Here is a 16,625-nt window from a genome sequence, read left to right as displayed (position 1 = left end):
TGATCAACAGGTTCACTTGTCGCTGTAAAGCAGTCCCAAGCAGGACGTGAAATCGTTGCGCATTCCTTCCAATCGCTTTTCGATCTGCTGGTCGCTGGAATGCTCCTGGAGATAGCGCTCGGTCACATCGTTGCCGATGCTCATCACCAGGCAAAGAGTCTGAAGATCGTCAGTATCAACGGCACGCTGCTTGGCTCCCTCAAGCATCACGTTGAGCAAGGCCATCTTGTTGTTGTATGCCTGTCGGTCTCCAAGCTGCCAACTCGAAGCAGGAGAGCCAGCCACAGACAGCGCAAAAGTTAAGGCCAACAAGGATCCCGGTCGGAACCGGAACATCTTTCGGCGCTCAATCCACATACTGGAAAATGCTAGAGATTCCTGCCAAGGTCAGCAGACATCGGTCTCAAACCTCTCAAAGTTCTGACAAAATTGCCCTTCAAGGACCACTTGTATGACGAAGCTTCACTCACTTGTCTCCCTTCTCTCCGCATGCCTGGCAGTATCCGCCTGCGCATCCCTCGGAGAAGGCGATACATCCAGGGTGGATCTGATTCGAAAGAGAGGGGAACTTCGTTGCGGAGTTAGCGGAAAGATCCCAGGCTTCAGCTTTCTCCAGAGAGATGGCAGCTACGCAGGCCTGGACGTGGATCTATGCAAAGCCTTTGCGGCAGCGATCATCGGTGACCCCAGCAAGGTGCAATACAGACCGCTCACGGCCCCAGAACGATTTACAGCGCTGAAAACAGGAGAGATCGATCTTCTTTCACGCAACACAACATTTAACCTCAGCAGAGATGCTTCAGGTGGAAACGGCGTGAGCTTTGCGCCAGTCGTTTTTCACGATGGACAAGGGCTTTTAGTGCAACGAAATAGTGGTATCCGTAACCTTAAAGATCTTAAAGGTCAGTCGATTTGTGTTGGTTCGGGCACCACAACCGAACAGAACCTGAATGATGCATTCCAGTCACTCGGGCTTCCATACAAGCCCATCAAATATCAGGATCTCAACCAAGTTGTTGCTGGCTATCTCCAGGGTCGTTGCCAGGCAATGACTTCAGATCGATCCCAATTGGCATCAGCTCGCTCAGGATTTGAGCGACCTGAGGAGCATGAAATCCTTGACGATGTTCTCAGCAAAGAACCTCTGGCGCCCCTTTCTGCTGGTGGTGATCAACAACTCTCAGATGCCATGCGCTGGTCGGTTTATGCACTGATCACTGCAGAGGAGATGGGAATCACTAAGGCCAATGTGGACGACAAATTGAAAGAGGCTCAGGACAATCCTGATCTCACGAAGTTGAGGCGTTTTCTTGGAGTTGAAGGCGATCTAGGCAGCAAGCTGGGCCTAAGCAATGATTTCGTGGTGAACATGATCAGGGCGACCGGAAACTACGGAGAGATCTACAACCGACATCTGGGGCCAGACAGCGCCGTTCCGATCCCACGCGGACTCAATCAGTTGCATCGCAATGGAGGAGTCATCACCGCACCACCATTCCAATGAAACAGTTCCAATGAAGCGGAAACGCCTCCGATGGCTTGAGATCGTCCTCGCAGGACTGGTTCTTACTCTTGTGGGAATTCTGGTCAACAACCTGGCGGTGAATCTGATCCGCACGGAATTAGGACTGAGCTTCAAATGGCTCTGGCAGCCTGCAGGATTCGCCCTGGGCGAACACACACTTCCCTATCAACCGGGTGACAGCACAGCCTGGGCCTTGCTGGTGAGCTGGCTCAACAGTCTTCAAGTGATTGCTTGCAGCATCCTGCTGGCCACGGTGCTGGGAGTTGGAGCTGGAGCTGCAAGACGCAGTCTGAATCCCCTACTCCGTCAGCTCTCGGCCTTGTACGTGGGCTTGATCCGCCAAATCCCATTGCTGCTGCAGCTTCTCTTCTGGTATTTCGTGGCTTTTCTTGGCCTGCCATCCGAACCGATGGCTCCCGTCGGGAGCCTCATCAGCCTCTCCAATCAAGGCGTCGCCATTCTTGGTCTGAACCTGAGCGTGGAGTTCTCTGCGGTTCTTGTGGGTCTGAGCGTTTTCACTGGAGCAGCGATTGCAGAGGTGGTTCGCGGTGGACTCGACTCCGTTCCTAAGGGTCAGTGGGAAGCATTCCGCAGCCTGGGTATTGGCGAAACCCTGGGAATGAGAAAAGTGGTGTTGCCACAGGCTTTGCCGGCGATTCTTCCGGCCTTGAGCAGTCAGTATTTAAATCTGGCCAAAAACAGCACCTTGGCCATTGCCGTTGGCTTCGCTGATCTGTACTCGGTAAGTGATACAGCGATTACCCAGACCGGAAGAGCCATCGAGGGATTCCTGATCCTTTTGCTGAGCTTTCTCGCACTCAATCTTCTGATTAATGGAGGAATGCAGGTGCTGAATCGAATCGTGGTTCGTCCTGCACAACGCACCTAGCATCGATTCATTACTCCTGAGCTCATGAATTCCCGTCGCATCGCTGCGGTGCTGCTGGTCATCGCCGCAATCGCTGCGACCCTGCTTCCCTTTGCTTCCGCAACTCTTCTCACAATTGGAATTGGTGGAATCGCATTTGCCGCAGGCATCGGACAATTTCTGCATCTTGGCGATCAAAGCAATCGTCAGGGAAAGCTGTTTCGTGTTCTCTCAGGACTGATTTACATCGCTGGCGCAATCTTCATCGTGATTGACCCCATTGATAGTGAAGTCAGCCTCACCCTGTTCGCTGGCATCCTGCTGCTGGTTGAAGGTGTGATGGAGCTTGCCTCAGGAGCCAGTGCATCAGGTCCAGCGGGTGGATTGAGCATTGTTGATGGCATACTCACCTCCTCAATTGGAGTTCTGCTGGTGGTGGAGTGGCCTTTCGACAGCCTCTGGGCCCTGGGAACTCTGTTCGGAGTCGCCTTGTTCACGTCAGCCCTCAAATTGTTCAGCGCACCAGCGGAGCAGCCCGGGAATTGATGACCGGATCACTGACTGCGTATCGGAAACGACTTCTCCAGGCCAGGCGTCATCCACTGCAGACATTGCTAAGCGTTTTGATCCTGGCCCTGATCGCTTGGGTCGTTTGGTCAACAGCGAACTGGCTGATTTTTAGTGCTAAGTGGTCTGTTGTCACAGAAAATCTTCCGCTGTTCGCCGCTGGGGGCTATCCGGAGAACGAGCGATGGAGACCCTGTCTTTGGCTCGGACTGTTGTGCCTGATCACAGCGGCCACTCTGCTTCAGCCGCTTGTTTCGGTGCGCTGGCGAATCAGTGGTCTCGTTCTGTCCTGGTGTTGGCTTGCCATGCTCCCCATCGGCCTATTGCTGCTCGCAGGCGGAGTTGGGTTGCAGACCGTGAGCTCGAGAGACTGGGGTGGTCTGACGCTGACGATTCTGCTCACTGGCTTCAGCGGTCTGCTGGCTCTGCCATTAGGCGTCCTGCTGGCCCTCGGCCGCAGGAGCAAGCTAACGCTGCCACGCCATCTCTCTCGCCTCTACATCGACGGGATGCGCGCCGTGCCGTTGATTGCCGTGCTGTTTTTCGGGCAGCTGCTTCTTCCACTATTCCTGCCGGTCGGAATCGAAATCAACCGAGTGCTCAGAGCCGTCGTGGCCTTCGCGCTCTTCGCAGCGGCCTATGTCGCCGAAGATGTCCGCGGAGGTTTACAGGCCATTCCAGGGACGCAGCTCGAGGCCGCCGCCGCGCTGGGTCTGGGCCCATGGCAGATCCAACAGCTCGTGGTGCTTCCACAAGCTCTACGCGTGGCGGTGCCGGCACTGACAAATCAAGCGATTGGCCTGCTCCAGAACACCAGCTTGATGGCCATTCTTGGATTGGTGGAACTGCTTGGCATCGGCCAAAGCCTTCTGGCCAATCCTGCCTATATCGGCCGACACCTCGAGACTTACATCTGGCTTGCAGGGCTGTACTGGCTGGTGTGCACCGCCATGGCTCTTATGGCTCGCCAGCTTGAACGTCAGGGCCCCTCTGCCTCCACTTCAGCCATTCCTTCATGACCATCGCCGTCAGAGCCGAGTCCATCACCAAGACCTTCAACGGTTCCCAGAAAGCGCTCGACCAGGTGAATCTCAGCGTCCACCACGGCGAAGTCCTGGTGGTGATGGGGCCATCCGGTTCCGGCAAAAGCACGCTGATTCGCACCTTTAACGGGCTTGAAGCCATCGATGCCGGACAGCTAGAGATCGTCGGCATTCCTCTGGATACAGATCAGGATGAACGACAGATCCGGCGAATCCGCCGGCGTGTCGGAATGGTGTTCCAGCAATTCAACCTGTTCCCGCACCTCTCGATCCTCGACAACATCACGCTGGCGCCGATCCGTGTCAGAAAGATCAACAAAGCCAATGCCGAAGAACGGGCTCACGGCCTCTTGGCACAGATGGGCATCGCCGATCAGGCCCTGAAATATCCCTCTGAACTCAGCGGAGGGCAGCAACAAAGGGTGGCCATTGCCAGAGCACTGGCCATGGACCCCGAACTAATGCTGTTTGATGAGCCCACCAGTGCCTTGGATCCAGAACGGGTTAAAGAAGTACTGGATGCCATGCGAAGACTGGCTGCTGATGGCATGACGATGATCGTCGTAACCCATGAGCTCGGGTTCGCGCGTGAGGTCGCCGACCGAGTCTTGTTCATGGATGCAGGGCGGGTCGTCGAATTGACGGACTCATCCACATTCTTCACGCAGGCAAAGGAAGAACGCAGCAGGCGATTTCTCAATCAAATGGCGCACTAATCGGAATCCAAACCGCAGGATCCCGTTTTTTGGCATGAATTTGGCCATGGTGAGAACGTTTAAGGGCTTGATTGGATGAGCGATTCAGTCAGACACACGGTCGAACTATCGGCTCACCCTGACCCATAACGCGATATGGACCAACGCGAACGGGTTCAACAGCTTTGCGAGGACCATGCCGAAGATCTGCGCAGCCTTGCCCTCAACGTTGGCGAACACCACCAGTGGGATCTAACCCTGCCAGTAGCAGTGATCGATGCCCGTGCCGATCGAAGACGATTCCACGTCACCGCGGTGGGAACGATCGGCAATGTTGTCCGGGTCTCCACGACCATCGACCATCCACTGATGCAAAAGCTGTTCGAACTTATCCAGACCAGGAGTGATGACTCCGCATTGAAGTTGATGCTCAGCAATGCTGACGACGGAGAGGAGTTTGCAGCCGTGTTCGAGACCTATCGCGAAGAGCGCAGCAGTGGAGCACCCCTGTGGAGCGCATCGGATGCAGCGTCATTCGTCGTTAAATCCAAGGAAGCATTTGACGACCGAGAACTTGCAATTGTTGCTCTGCTGCCAAGTGATCCACATGACGTCGTGACTTTTGGCATCCCGCTTCGCTACTACGGGATCGAAACAACCTGATCAAACCGGTCATGAAGGCGCAAGAGCGCATTCTCCGCAGCCGAGAGCTCTCGTTCGGTCAACAGCCATCGCTCATTGCCGAACGGCAAGCTGGCCACTTGATCAGACAGCTCCAGCTGCAGCTGCTGGCACCGCTCAGCCAGGGTCGCGCTGAGCTGAAGGAAATGCCTCTGAATCAAGCAGGAGGGTGCAGCAATGGTCACAGTGGCCCCTTGGCGCGGACGGATGGGAGTCTGGCACAAGGGGCTGAATTCTCAGTGTTTAAGTCGTTGATGCATCTCCAGTGCTGAACCTCCTCTGGGAGATGGTTCCCTGCCTGATCGTGGGAGCACTCATCGGACGATGGCGATCTCAGTGGATTGCACCCGTGGCCTTTCCACTAGTGCGTTTCGGCGTTCCGGTCAGCCTGATGGGGCTGCTGCTTCATGGCGGGCTCAATGGTTCATTGTTTGGCATGGCGCTGATCGCGGTTGCAGCCATCGCCCTGATGCTGATCATCCTGCGCTGGCTGAGTCCTGGCATTGCCGCCCTGCGTCAGCCGGACCTGCAACTGGGTAGCTGCATCGGCAACACGGCTTACTTCGGAATTCCAGCCAGCCTGGCTCTGCTTCCAGCGGAGGCGCTGCCGGTGAGCATTGGCTACGACCTGGGGGCAACGCTGTTGATCTGGGGCCTTGGCCCTCTCTGGCTGACCCGAGACAGCCCAGCGGAAACGACTCGCGAGCGCTGGCGGAGTCTGCTGCGACATCTCAGTGACAGCCCGGCCACAAGAGGACTACTTGGGGCATTAATTGTCAAAGCAAGCCCATGGCATGAGCCCATCCGTGAGGCTCTTTGGGTGCCGTCGCGCGCGGTGATTATCTTGGCGCTGGTTGTTGTAGGCATGCGCCTGGGGGATATCGCAGCGCGAAAAATGAAGGGACCAGCAGTTGATCTGAGTGCACCGCTGATCTGCAAACTTGTCTTGTTTCCAGCCCTGATGCTGATAATCAGCCTGGCCTTTCCGCTGCCTGGCTATGCCCGTCAGGCGTTGGTCCTGCAGGCAGCCGCCCCAACGGCGATCTCCGTTCTGCTCATCGCCGAATCAGAACAACTCAACGCCGCCAGAACGGCACAGCTGATCCTGATCAGCACACTGACAGCTCTGCTCAGTGTCCCGATCTGGAGCCTGCTGCTGAGCCCACTGAGCGGAACACACGGAACGTGAGATTGAGCCTTGCTTGTTTCACGCGCTTTCTCACTGGCAAGCCGTGCATCCAAAGCCTTTGACAATCGGGATCCATCAACAGAAGGTCGCCGTCAGCAAGCGTGACATCGGAGCGCATCCCACTCAATCGATGGCGGAACTGCAAGTCTCTGCTTGAACCCAGCGACAGCGAAGCAATCGGGAATGACCCATCGATCTCCGGTTCGTCATCAGCGTGCCACCCCATCCGGTCCTGACCATCGCGATAGAGATTGAAAAGGCAGCCATTGAACGGAGCTGAGCTCCTTGCAGACACACGATCCAGAAGAGGAAGAAACCAGTCCGGCCAGCCGTCACCTCGATGCACCGCACCGCTGTAGCGATAGGAAACCTGGCGATCGGCAAGAAAAGCCGTCAGTCGCGGCACCAGATGCCATCGGCCATAAACGCGGACCTTCGGCTGATCCCAGCTGATCTGCTCAACGCAGCGATCCATCCAGATCTGACTGACCTCAGGAGGCAGCCAGGCTGATTGATGGGTCCAGTTCATGACTTCAACGGCCTTGTCTGCGGCCATCCACCTGCACAGCATCACGGTCGAGCACTCTGGCGCCCGCACAGCCGTCATGGAGCATGAAGACGGATAACAGCGTGGGCGAAGTTGCCGTCCACAGCCCATAGATTGAACACATGGGAGCAAGGATCACGCTGGAAACGTTCCTGAAGCGAGCAAAACAGCGCTTCGGTGATCAGTTTGACTACTCCGGCATCCAGTGGCGGAGCTACAAAAGCCCTGTCAAGATTCGTTGCTGCAAACATCCTGTTCAGGAAATCACTATCACTCCTGAACGGCACCTCCAGACCACTGGCGGCTGCAAATATTGTCTGCGTGAGCGCCGGGTTGAAGCGCTCGAACGTGAACTGAATAGAACTTCTGCTCAGCCAGCAGCAGAGGTGCCTCGATCCACTCCTCGATCCACTGCCAAGGTGATGGCAACTGAATAGACGGTTGGTTTAGCCGTGCAGCTTCTCAAACCAGAAGCCGGCGAGCTGCCAGCTCGAGAGCAGAAAAATGCCCAAAAACAACCAGTTGAGCCAGGCAGGGCGCTCCTTCTTTTCGAACATGCGAACTGAGTTGGGTGATCCCATTGTCACTCAGGAGTGCATCAAATCAATCGAGCTTCAGCCAGCGAGGATGGTGATTCAGGCATCGTCTACTTGCATTGACCTCTTGAGATCATGCATGCCCTCAAGCTGCTGATGAACAGCTTTCAACTGTCTTTGAATGTGATCACTTTGGGGCAGACCACTGAGTGAAGCGAGTGCGAGCTCCAGATGATGCTTTGCATCAATCAGAAGACGACAGTCCAGGCTTCCAGGTTCATAGCTCATACGCATAAAACACCTGAGACCATTCAGCGATAGACCTCCATCCACGGCTGTGTGAATCACAACAATCTGATGTATTGAGTAAGGGTCGAACCCTTGATCAGACGGTTCGACACCTCCTCCGGGACGCCTGCAGAAAGGATTTGCAGGGTCTACAAGATGAGGACAAATTGAAAGCCTGCATCAGCTGGACACCACCTCGACATCGACAACCTCCACCGGGTCCATGACCTGATTCGTGAGGTAGTGGAGCGTGCGGTTTCTGATCACCTCAACTTCCAAAGCATTCCAGGCGCCACCGATCAGGCAACCCACGAGAGGAATCGTCTTGGTCATCAAGGCTCTCTGAGTCACCCTGCGACCGAAAACTCTCGTCATCACGGCATCCCGTGTGGCGGTCCTTGCAGCCTTGAGACCCAACTCCACAGCCAACTGGCTGATCACAGTGGGACCGAGCACGGGCACGAGCAATTCATATCGAGCTGTTTCGCTGTTGAGAAAACCGGGAATCAGCAATTCCGCCGCACAAGCCGCAGCGAACAGCTGCGCACGGGTGGTTATGGAAAGATCAGCAAGTGCACTAGCCACACTGAGCAGCGGATTTGCGGCCAGACCCATGGCAGCTCCTGCCTTGATCACGCTCAGACGCACGTCGCTGAATGCTTGCTGTGCAAGCTCGAAGGCCGTTGCATCCGGAAGGCGTCAATACTGATGACCCAGTCGAGGCCGTCGGAAACCGAGCTCAGCGGCAACGCAACCCTTGATGCATTGGGTGCAAGTTATCGAGGATTGAGAACAACTTCATGTTCAACGCACAAAGAGCATTTCCCGATAAGAAGGCAAGGGCCACTGGTCATCATCGACCAGATTTTCAAGCTGATCGACAGCATCACGCAGCTGCAGCAGCCTCGGCAAGAGCACACCAGCACAGTGGTGCATCGAGGCAGCAGTATCTCCGTTGTGGATCTGGTGTAATTCACTCTCAAGGGCTTCGGCATGGTCGCCCATTCGCCGATGAAGATCTGCCAACTGATGAAGGGCGCTGGGATCCACATTCACACCGAGTGATTGCTGCTGCTGCAAGCTGGTGGCCATGGAGCCCAGATGGTTCTGGACAGCAGGACTGATTTGCGTTCGAACCATGGACAACGCCACGCGCGCCTCTACCTCGATAGCAAGCACGTATTGCTCTCCATAGACCTCGTAGCGACTATCGAGCTCGACAGGACTGATCACGGAGTGGCGCTGAAACAGATCGCGCACTTCTTGCCGTTGAAGAACGGGGAGAGCTTCTGCTGTATTGCGCAGATTCTCCAAGCCACGCTCTTCGGTGGCTTCGCGGTGCCAGGCATCGGAGTAACCGTCACCTCCGAAAACAGCGGAACCATGCTGATCCATCACCAGCTTGATCACGGACGCCGCGGCCTGCTCAAGCGATTGACCGTCTCCCATTTCTGCTTCCAAGCGGTTACTCATCCACTCCAGGGAGTCGGCCAAAACGGTATTCATCGCTACGAGTGGACCTGCCACCGACTGCCCGGAGCCCACCGCACGGAACTCAAAACGGTTACCCGTGAACGCAAACGGCGAGGTTCGATTGCGATCACCCGCATCCTTGGGGAATTCCGGGAGTGAATCAACTCCGATGCGCATCACGCCACCACTGGAGCTATCCCTGGATTCCCCTCGCTGAATCTGCTGAAACACCTGCTCGAGCTGTTGACCCAGGTAGACGGAAATAATCGCTGGTGGTGCTTCATTGGCACCCAGGCGATGGTCATTACCAGCAGTGGCGACAACCGCTCTCAGCAAAGGGCCATTGCAGTGGACGCCACGGATCACAGCGGCGCAAAACAGAAGGAACTGAAGATTGTCATGGGGCGTCTTGCCAGGATCAAGCAGATTTCCCTGGGTGCTGTTGCCCACCGACCAGTTCACATGCTTTCCGGAGCCGTTGATTCCGGCAAATGGTTTTTCGTGGAGAAGGCAGCTGAAGCCATGCCGCTTCGCGGTACTGCGCAGCACCGTCATGATCAGTTGTTGGTGATCCGTGGCGACGTTGGCAGCCTCGTGAACCGGAGCGATCTCAAACTGGCCCGGGGCTACCTCGTTGTGCCGAGTCTTGGCAGGAATACCAAGGCGATACAGCTGCTTCTCCACGTCCTGCATGAACACCTGAACCCGCTCAGGGATGGCGCCAAAATAGTGATCATCGAATTGCTGACCTTTGGGAGATGGCGCACCGAACAGTGTGCGACCCGCTAGCAGCAGATCAGGCCTGAGGGTTGCAAATTGAGTATCAACGAGAAAGTATTCCTGCTCCGCACCACATGAGCTGTTGACCGGGGCCACCGTCTGATTTCCGAGCAGTTGCAACAGGCGTTGGGCCTGTTGATTCATGGCAGCGTTAGATCGCAAGAGAGGCGTCTTTTTATCAAGAGCCTCCCCGGTCCAGCTCACAAAAACAGTAGGGATGCAGAGCGTCACACCATTGGGTGTTCGCATCAGATAGGCAGGGCTTGTGATGTCCCATGCGGTATATCCACGTGCTTCAAAAGTTGAGCGAATGCCCCCATTTGGAAAGGAGCTTCCATCGGGCTCACCCTGCACCAGCAGTTTTCCCGAAAATTCGTGAATCGCCTGACCATCTCCTTGTGGACTGATAAACCCGTCGTGCTTTTCAGCGGTGGAATTAGTGAGGGGGTAAAAAACATGTGCGTAATAGTGAGCTCCCTGGGCAACAGCCCAATCCTTCATCGCCTGGGCAACAACATCAGCGACCTGCAGTTGAAGTTTGCCTCCGTCTCTAATAACGCGACGAACGGCCTTGAACGCATCCTTCGGTAAAGAGCTTTTCATGCGCGTCAACGTGAAGACGTCACTCGCCCATATTTCAGCCAAAGGCTCAACGGGATCACAATCGAGTGGACGACGTTGCTGAATGGCCTGCAAAGCAGCCAGTCTCGCGGGATGGGGCATGGGACAGGCCCCGCGTTCTATCGGGACAACGATTGTGATCTTCAACCTATTCACGATTGCACCCAAAAGCAGCCTGGAAAATGAACAGAAGCCGCCCATCAACAAACTGGAACCGACGCCACTGATCCAATGATTTCTGGCTTCGGCGATCAACGCCTGATCTTCCCTGCAACGCAACGCAACCGTGTCCCAATCGGAAATGCGTTGGCCGAACAGCTCCCAAGTAAAGGGTTGATTCTTGAACTCGCTAGCGGATCCGGTGAGCACGGCGTCACCTTCCAGAAACGCTTCCCGGACCTCATCTGGCAATGCAGTGATCCTGATCCTGAGCATTGCCGCAGCATCAATGCCTGGATCCGCCACGAGCAGCTGACTCTGAAGATGCCGGCAGCCCTGCAATTGGATGTCAGAGACACAAGTTGGCTGCAACAACTTGGAGAGCCTGCACAGGCAGTCGTGGCGATCAATCTGCTCCACATTTCTGCCTGGAACTGCACAACCGCCCTGTTCAAACAATCAGCAGCAGTGCTGCCAAGCGGTGGAACCCTTTGCGTTTACGGCCCCTTCAGCGTCGACGGCCACCACGTCAGCGAGAGCAATCGCAGTTTTGATGCCTCCTTGCGCGAAAGGAATCCGTCCTGGGGAGTGCGAGATCAGACGACGGTTCTTGAACAAGCCATGGAAGCGGGCTTGGCACTTCAGCAGATCACTTTGATGCCTGCCAACAATCGCCTGATCACCTGGGTCCGCTGAGACCACCAGCCGCTGCGCAGACAACCAGAGGCAAGCGGAGCAACTCACCAGCAACTGCACAGCAACTGCTGAGTTGCTGAAGAGTTACTTCAAGCTATTATGAAGCTGACGTGAATGCCGAGCGGATGGCACCCCCACGGGAAAACCAGGTGAAGCTCACGGTTTCGGTTCCACCAAGCCTGCACGTGTTGCTGCGCAGCTGGGCTCAGTGCGAGGGACGCGAGCTGACCAGCGTGGTTCTGCAGTGCGTCGAGCTGTCAGTACGGCAACTCAAAAGCAACGGCTCGATCCCCGCTGGTGCTGTCCGGAACTACGAAGTGGCCTGCGAGGAACGCCTGGCCGCAGGAAGCGCAACACCATGAACATCGCTCAGATCGAGGATGCCCTACTCGCCCCCTGCATGGATGCCGTGATCGCCGTCACGGAGCGCTATCAATTCCTGGAAATCCACCGCGGCGCACGCGTTTTCACAGCTTATAGAGAGATCGACCATGTGATGTACCTGGGGTTCCATGAGGATCTAACCGAACCATCCCTCAGACAGCTCAAGGAACGAGGCTTCCAAATGCTGGGAATAAGGGAAGGTACGCGCCGCGAGCACCGGCTGCTTCTCTTGACACTGAAGGAGATCGGCTATTCCCATAGCTACGGAGAGGGCTATTACGAGGCGTCGAGATCTCTCGCTCGCCATTTGCGCAATCTCGGGTGGCCGCTAGGAGCGCTCACACAGCTGCTCAATAGCCCTCGCATCAGCATGGATGATCCAAACAACTGACATTAAAAATCCATCCAGTCTCCCGGTCCATACCAACCGAAGGGCATGTCACCCCAGTCGTCATCGATCGCATCCTGATTCGCGGGAATCGGCCCTGAACTGGGTTGAGAACCGTCGATACAGCCCTCCGGAGTGGTGAAACCACTGGAGAAAGCCTCACAGTCGACAAGCCCCTCCTGAGCTTTCGTTACCGAGGCAGAAACACACAACAACAAGGAGGCTGCAGCACAAGCGAGAGCGCGCATGATCAATCTGCTGACACTCACGATTCTGACGCTGATCAGCAAGTCATCACTTGTTGCAAGGACTGGAGCCCAGCCCATTGTTGGAGCGCACTCCAGGAGCGCAGACGTTGCTCGATCCAGGAATGCCCATCGGCATTGAGATGAATGCCATCAGGCTCCAGCCACTGCAGCCAGTCAGGCTCCGCCTGCATGGCCCGGTGAAGGCAGAGGTAAGGAACATCCACCTCCAGGCAAGCTTCCTCAATCTGGGCTTCATGTAGAGCGATGTCGCTGTTGCTGTACCAAAGACAGTCGGCGAACGGCATGGCTTGTTCATCGACAGCGGTCAGCCCGAGCACAAAAATGGAGCCATGGGGCTGAATGGCCCGGAGCAGCTGTTCAAAGCCAAAGCGGAAGGCCTGCGCATCAAGAGGTTGTCGGCCGTCAGATCGACCGACCCGAGCCGTGTCATTGAGCCCCACCGACAGCAATAGAGCCTCGGGCTTCTTCCGGCGTAATTCCCCTCGGCAGGACCACTCCCGTTCCCATCGGGCTGCCACCGCCTCAAGACCGTCACCCCGAACACCGAGCGCGTAGATCAATGGTGCGTCTGGGAGCCCCATCCAATGGCAGCGAAGGCGTTCACACCATCCGCCTCGCTCACGATCACCCCAGCCGACCACACCGCTATCTCCGATCACGATCAGTTGACGGGGAGCCCGCATGAATCCACTGCTGTTCGGCTGAACAGGGTCAGCTTTGCAGCCAGTGCTGCCGTGAACGATCACTCAGCCATTCACCAATCAGGGTCAGAGCCGCATAGGTGGTGATCAACACCACCACAGCCGCCCAGTAGAAGGAGCTAAGCGACTCCAAAAGCTGCCAGCCGAGGCCGCTTCCACCGATCAGACCAACCACCACCGTTTCGCGCAGAATCACATCACTGCGGTAAGCCCCATAGGCGAGATGGGACGGGCTCCTGGGGCTGAGCAATCCATACAGCCAACTCACCTGCGCGGACGCTCCGCTGCTAGCCAGAGCAACTTGAGCGACGTCATCCTGCTGCTCAAGACCTTCCTGCAGCAATCGCCCCATGACCCCACTGTTATGAAGCCCAAGTGCCAGGGCACCAATGGCCAGCGTTGGCTGATTGCTCAGCAGAAGCAGCAGAACAGCGAGAGGTGGTGGAATCACCCGAACCAGAATCCACAAGCCGCTAATGCAGCATTGCCAAAGCGGCGCGGGAGTAACCAGCAACAGCAATGGCGGCAGGCCAATGGATATACCAGCCGCAAGCAGGGTCAGAATCAGGGTTTCCCAAAGCATCGACATCCAGGGGAGCTCCAGAGCCGCTTGCTGAAGGCTGCTGAAATCAGGCCATTGCACAGGAAGCCAGCTCAAGGAGCCTGAATCGGGAAACAGCCAAGCGAGCCAGACAGCGCCAAGAGCAGCTGAGAGCAGTACCGCGACTGCAAACCCCATGATCTGGCGCTGTCCGAATTGGGCCTGTTCAGCCCAACTCCTCCAACAGCGAAGCCCCTGCTCCAAGGCAATGGTGACCACAGTCAACATCCATAGTCCGGTCCACAGTTCGTGGAACTGCAGTGATTTGAGACTGAGCTCAAGATCCATTCCCAAACCGCCAAGCCCGAAAACCCCAAGCAACGTGGCACTACGAAGGGCACACTCCAGTCGATAGCCCCCGTAACTCACCAGCACCGAGCCCATGGCAGGCGACAGTGCCGTCATGCAGGCCGCCATGGGGGAAGACCCCGTCTGGAGCATGGCCTGCAGGCGCGAAGGATCAAGGCTCTGCAGCTGATCGCGCCAGACCCGTGCGATCAGGCATGCATAGGGAATGGAGATTGCCATCACCGCAACCCAGGGATGCAGCCCAAGCACCTGCATCAACAGCAATCCCCAGATCAACTCATGCAAGGAGCGGGGCAAGGCCATCAGGCGCCTGAGCATGGTCGCCGGCCACGCTGGAAAACACCAGGTGAGCCACAGACGCTCCGAACTTAGACACCCCAGCAACACGCCGAGCACAAGACTGCAACTCCATGCGGTCAGTGCTGTGGCGACCGTGACCTGCAGGCCGAACAGCAACGACTTCAACAGGGCAGGGTCAAGAGAAGGGGTAACTGCGGCGACCACAAAGGAGCCAAGAATCTCCGCCCCGCCGCCGTGAGCTCCTTTCATCACCACAATCAGCACCGGCAGTAGTGCCAGAGCCGGCAACAACACGAGGGCTGGTGCAGTGAGCCGCATCCGTGCGATCACGGCGCATACAGATCGCGGAGATCCCCAGCTGATACAGCCTTTGCAGGTGCATCGATCACAAGATGACCTGCTCGCAGGCCGAACACGCGATCAAAACGATCGATCAGCTCTGGACGATGCAAAGACACCATCACAGCCTGCGCACCACTGCGCAGGCTGCCATCCTCCTCAGAGGTGAGCAGCCTTTCCAGCACTTCAGCGGCAATGGCGGGATCAAGGCTGGCCAGGGGTTCATCTGCAAGCATCAGATCAGGCTGTTGTCGAAACAGTCGGGCCAGTGCCACTCGCTGCCGCTGACCTCCCGAAAGCTGTCCCACAGGACGATCAAGTCCTCTCTCAGCCAAGAGTGATTCCTCCAGACCTGCCTGACGCAGGCAGGATCGATTGACCTCGGCATCGACTCGAAACAACAGGTTGGCCAGAGCCCATGGCAAGCGGTGTCGGCCGAGAGCACCGGCATTGACGTTCTGACCAATACTGAGCTCTTCAATCAGACGCAGGTCCTGCCAAAGGGTGCCGATCCGTGCGCGTTGTCGCCGGCTTAGAGACCTAAGCGCCACTCCCTGAAACAGAACGCGGCCTGCTGCTGGGTACAGGCTGCCGTTCAGAACACCGATCAGCGAACTCTTGCCCGCACCGCTGCGACCTAGCAGGGCGATTCGTTCACCCTTCTGGAGCCTGAGAGTGACAGCATTAAGCCGATCCCCATGGGGACCGGCAAGACGCACCTCATCGAGCTCCAAAAGCGCTTTCACCTGATCTTGCCCAGCTCCCGGCCCACCTTTTCGATCGGCTCGTACTGACTTGCCTCAGCAGGAATAAACCGCTCGGCCGAAAACAGCTCAAGAATGGTCACCTGACGCGGTGTGGTGGGCTGCAGACCAAGGATTGCTTTCTGAAGACGCGAGGTGAAACCCTGCCCGAACCGCTGATCCAGCTTGGGCCGAACAACCCAGTGATAATCAACGTATTCAGGAGTTCGCCAGATCACACGCACCTTCTCAGAGTTCACGCGCCCATCTTTCACCGCTGATGTCCAGACCTGCTCGTTGAGTACACCTGCTTCGTAGGCACCGCTTTGCACCACTGCGATCGTGGCATCGTGGCTCCCACTGAATCCAGCCCGACCACCACCGAACTGACTGGGTGTGACTCCGGCCTTCGCCAGAAAATGCTGTGGCATCAAACGGCCGGAGGTCGAACTCTCTGAACCAAAAGAAAACCGCTTGCCCCGCAGACTGCTGAGACCATTGATCGAGCTAATGGGTTGCAGCCCAGAGCTTGTATTGGCAATGAAGACACTTCGAAAGCGGGCGTCAATATCTCGCTGAGCAAGAACCTGAGCCCCGGGAGTCTGCAGGCGCGCCTGTACCCCGGTCAGGCCGCCGAACCAGACAAGATCCAGTCCACCAGTACGAAACGCTGTGACAGCCGCTGGATAGTTGCTGACCGGTACATATCGCACCTTGACCTTAAGACGATCACTCAATTCGTCTGCTAACTGGCCATAAAGACGATTCAGTCGCTCAGGGTTCTGATCAGGAATGGCACCCACTTTGAGTGTGGGCTGAGCAACAACTGGGAGGTTCGTAACCGCTTGGCAGAGCAATAAAGACAGCAAGGCACCGGCCCTGCGTTCTCGAGAAGTCATGTCGATCAAGACTTGCTTAGAAGT

At 56.5% G+C, this 16,625-nt stretch carries 23 protein-coding genes; 12 read left to right on the top strand and 11 right to left on the bottom strand.

Annotated elements, in window-relative coordinates; genetic code table 11:
• Positions 1 to 12: 12 nt before the first annotated feature.
• Positions 13 to 336, bottom strand: coding sequence for a hypothetical protein (locus tag SynBIOSU31_RS05795; RefSeq protein WP_186492504.1), 324 nt, complete (start codon positions 334 to 336; stop codon positions 13 to 15).
• Positions 337 to 451: 115 nt separating this feature from the next.
• Between SynBIOSU31_RS05795 and SynBIOSU31_RS05790 the strand changes: the two genes are divergently transcribed.
• The 8 genes from SynBIOSU31_RS05790 (at position 452) to SynBIOSU31_RS05755 (ending at position 6,568) form a co-directional block, all read left to right on the top strand.
• Positions 452 to 1,504: an amino acid ABC transporter substrate-binding protein gene (locus tag SynBIOSU31_RS05790; RefSeq protein ID WP_186492503.1), complete on the top strand. Its 1,053-nt coding sequence runs from the start codon at positions 452 to 454 to the stop codon at positions 1,502 to 1,504.
• A gap of 10 nt (positions 1,505 to 1,514) precedes the next feature.
• The gene (locus SynBIOSU31_RS05785) at positions 1,515 to 2,414 is read left to right on the top strand and encodes an ABC transporter permease subunit (protein WP_186492502.1); all 900 of its coding nucleotides are present in this window, start codon (positions 1,515 to 1,517) and stop codon (positions 2,412 to 2,414) included.
• 24 nt (positions 2,415 to 2,438) lie between these two features.
• Positions 2,439 to 2,939, top strand: a complete 501-nt coding sequence (locus SynBIOSU31_RS05780) for an HdeD family acid-resistance protein (RefSeq protein WP_186492501.1) — start codon at positions 2,439 to 2,441, stop codon at positions 2,937 to 2,939.
• Positions 2,939 to 3,979, top strand: a complete 1,041-nt coding sequence (locus SynBIOSU31_RS05775) for an amino acid ABC transporter permease (RefSeq protein WP_186492500.1) — start codon at positions 2,939 to 2,941, stop codon at positions 3,977 to 3,979. Before SynBIOSU31_RS05780 ends, SynBIOSU31_RS05775 begins: the two co-directional genes overlap by 1 nt.
• Positions 3,976 to 4,719, top strand: coding sequence for an amino acid ABC transporter ATP-binding protein (locus tag SynBIOSU31_RS05770; RefSeq protein WP_186492499.1), 744 nt, complete (start codon positions 3,976 to 3,978; stop codon positions 4,717 to 4,719). Before SynBIOSU31_RS05775 ends, SynBIOSU31_RS05770 begins: the two co-directional genes overlap by 4 nt.
• Positions 4,720 to 4,854: 135 nt before the next feature.
• Positions 4,855 to 5,361, top strand: coding sequence for a hypothetical protein (locus SynBIOSU31_RS05765; RefSeq protein WP_186492498.1), 507 nt, complete (start codon positions 4,855 to 4,857; stop codon positions 5,359 to 5,361).
• 11 nt (positions 5,362 to 5,372) lie between these two features.
• Positions 5,373 to 5,651 (top strand): hypothetical protein, encoded by a 279-nt coding sequence (locus tag SynBIOSU31_RS05760; protein ID WP_186492497.1) that lies wholly within the window; start codon positions 5,373 to 5,375, stop codon positions 5,649 to 5,651.
• Positions 5,645 to 6,568: an AEC family transporter gene (locus SynBIOSU31_RS05755; protein ID WP_255477387.1), complete on the top strand. Its 924-nt coding sequence runs from the start codon at positions 5,645 to 5,647 to the stop codon at positions 6,566 to 6,568. Before SynBIOSU31_RS05760 ends, SynBIOSU31_RS05755 begins: the two co-directional genes overlap by 7 nt.
• Here SynBIOSU31_RS05755 and SynBIOSU31_RS05750 read toward each other — a convergent pair.
• Together SynBIOSU31_RS05750 and SynBIOSU31_RS05745 are read right to left on the bottom strand one after the other, a co-directional pair.
• A complete protein-coding gene (locus tag SynBIOSU31_RS05750) occupies positions 6,510 to 7,124 on the bottom strand; it encodes an alpha-ketoglutarate-dependent dioxygenase AlkB family protein (protein ID WP_255477386.1) in 615 nt (204 codons plus the stop codon). The two genes, SynBIOSU31_RS05755 and SynBIOSU31_RS05750, sit on opposite strands and share 59 nt — an antisense overlap.
• Complete coding sequence (locus SynBIOSU31_RS05745) at positions 7,102 to 7,239, bottom strand: hypothetical protein (protein ID WP_186492496.1); 138 nt, start codon at positions 7,237 to 7,239, stop codon at positions 7,102 to 7,104. Before SynBIOSU31_RS05745 ends, SynBIOSU31_RS05750 begins: the two co-directional genes overlap by 23 nt.
• Here SynBIOSU31_RS05745 and SynBIOSU31_RS05740 point away from each other — a divergent pair.
• Entirely contained in the window at positions 7,238 to 7,552 is a 315-nt protein-coding gene (locus SynBIOSU31_RS05740; RefSeq protein ID WP_186492495.1) for a hypothetical protein, read from the top strand. The two genes, SynBIOSU31_RS05745 and SynBIOSU31_RS05740, sit on opposite strands and share 2 nt — an antisense overlap.
• Positions 7,553 to 7,750: 198 nt before the next feature.
• Here the strand turns inward: SynBIOSU31_RS05740 and SynBIOSU31_RS14750 are convergent, their stop codons facing one another.
• The 3 genes from SynBIOSU31_RS14750 to SynBIOSU31_RS05730 form a co-directional block, all read right to left on the bottom strand.
• Positions 7,751 to 7,939, bottom strand: a complete 189-nt coding sequence (locus tag SynBIOSU31_RS14750; RefSeq protein ID WP_255477433.1) for a hypothetical protein — start codon at positions 7,937 to 7,939, stop codon at positions 7,751 to 7,753.
• A 180-nt stretch (positions 7,940 to 8,119) separates the two neighbouring features.
• On the bottom strand, positions 8,120 to 8,587 hold the full coding sequence (locus tag SynBIOSU31_RS05735) for a hypothetical protein (RefSeq protein WP_186492494.1): 468 nt from the start codon (positions 8,585 to 8,587) through the stop codon (positions 8,120 to 8,122).
• A gap of 156 nt (positions 8,588 to 8,743) precedes the next feature.
• A complete protein-coding gene (locus tag SynBIOSU31_RS05730; RefSeq protein WP_186492493.1) occupies positions 8,744 to 10,915 on the bottom strand; it encodes a glutamine synthetase III family protein in 2,172 nt (723 codons plus the stop codon).
• Positions 10,916 to 11,044: 129 nt separating this feature from the next.
• Here SynBIOSU31_RS05730 and SynBIOSU31_RS05725 point away from each other — a divergent pair, with 129 nt between their 5' ends.
• From SynBIOSU31_RS05725 to SynBIOSU31_RS05715, 3 genes are all read left to right on the top strand, one after another.
• Positions 11,045 to 11,668, top strand: coding sequence for a DUF938 domain-containing protein (locus SynBIOSU31_RS05725; protein WP_186492492.1), 624 nt, complete (start codon positions 11,045 to 11,047; stop codon positions 11,666 to 11,668).
• Between the two features lie 125 nt (positions 11,669 to 11,793).
• A complete protein-coding gene (locus SynBIOSU31_RS05720; protein WP_066905332.1) occupies positions 11,794 to 12,030 on the top strand; it encodes a hypothetical protein in 237 nt (78 codons plus the stop codon).
• Positions 12,027 to 12,443, top strand: coding sequence for a hypothetical protein (locus SynBIOSU31_RS05715; RefSeq protein WP_186492491.1), 417 nt, complete (start codon positions 12,027 to 12,029; stop codon positions 12,441 to 12,443). The genes SynBIOSU31_RS05720 and SynBIOSU31_RS05715 overlap by 4 nt, the downstream gene beginning before the upstream one ends.
• Positions 12,444 to 12,445: 2 nt before the next feature.
• Here the strand turns inward: SynBIOSU31_RS05715 and SynBIOSU31_RS05710 are convergent, their stop codons facing one another.
• The 5 genes from SynBIOSU31_RS05710 to SynBIOSU31_RS05690 are packed head-to-tail and all read right to left on the bottom strand — an operon-like array spanning position 12,446 to position 16,601.
• Entirely contained in the window at positions 12,446 to 12,688 is a 243-nt protein-coding gene (locus SynBIOSU31_RS05710; RefSeq protein ID WP_255477385.1) for a hypothetical protein, read from the bottom strand.
• A gap of 35 nt (positions 12,689 to 12,723) precedes the next feature.
• Positions 12,724 to 13,392: a GDSL-type esterase/lipase family protein gene (locus SynBIOSU31_RS05705; RefSeq protein WP_186492490.1), complete on the bottom strand. Its 669-nt coding sequence runs from the start codon at positions 13,390 to 13,392 to the stop codon at positions 12,724 to 12,726.
• Positions 13,393 to 13,420: 28 nt separating this feature from the next.
• The gene (locus SynBIOSU31_RS05700) at positions 13,421 to 14,938 is read right to left on the bottom strand and encodes a PhnE/PtxC family ABC transporter permease (RefSeq protein WP_186492489.1); all 1,518 of its coding nucleotides are present in this window, start codon (positions 14,936 to 14,938) and stop codon (positions 13,421 to 13,423) included.
• Positions 14,939 to 14,946: 8 nt separating this feature from the next.
• Positions 14,947 to 15,705 (bottom strand): ATP-binding cassette domain-containing protein, encoded by a 759-nt coding sequence (locus SynBIOSU31_RS05695; protein WP_186492488.1) that lies wholly within the window; start codon positions 15,703 to 15,705, stop codon positions 14,947 to 14,949.
• Positions 15,702 to 16,601: a putative selenate ABC transporter substrate-binding protein gene (locus SynBIOSU31_RS05690; protein WP_186492487.1), complete on the bottom strand. Its 900-nt coding sequence runs from the start codon at positions 16,599 to 16,601 to the stop codon at positions 15,702 to 15,704. The genes SynBIOSU31_RS05695 and SynBIOSU31_RS05690 overlap by 4 nt, the downstream gene beginning before the upstream one ends.
• Positions 16,602 to 16,625 lie beyond the last annotated feature (24 nt).

It is taken from the genome of Synechococcus sp. BIOS-U3-1 (assembly GCF_014279975.1).
Lineage (GTDB): Bacteria > Cyanobacteriota > Cyanobacteriia > PCC-6307 > Cyanobiaceae > Synechococcus_C.
This window is presented reverse-complemented; position numbering and strand designations above follow the sequence as displayed.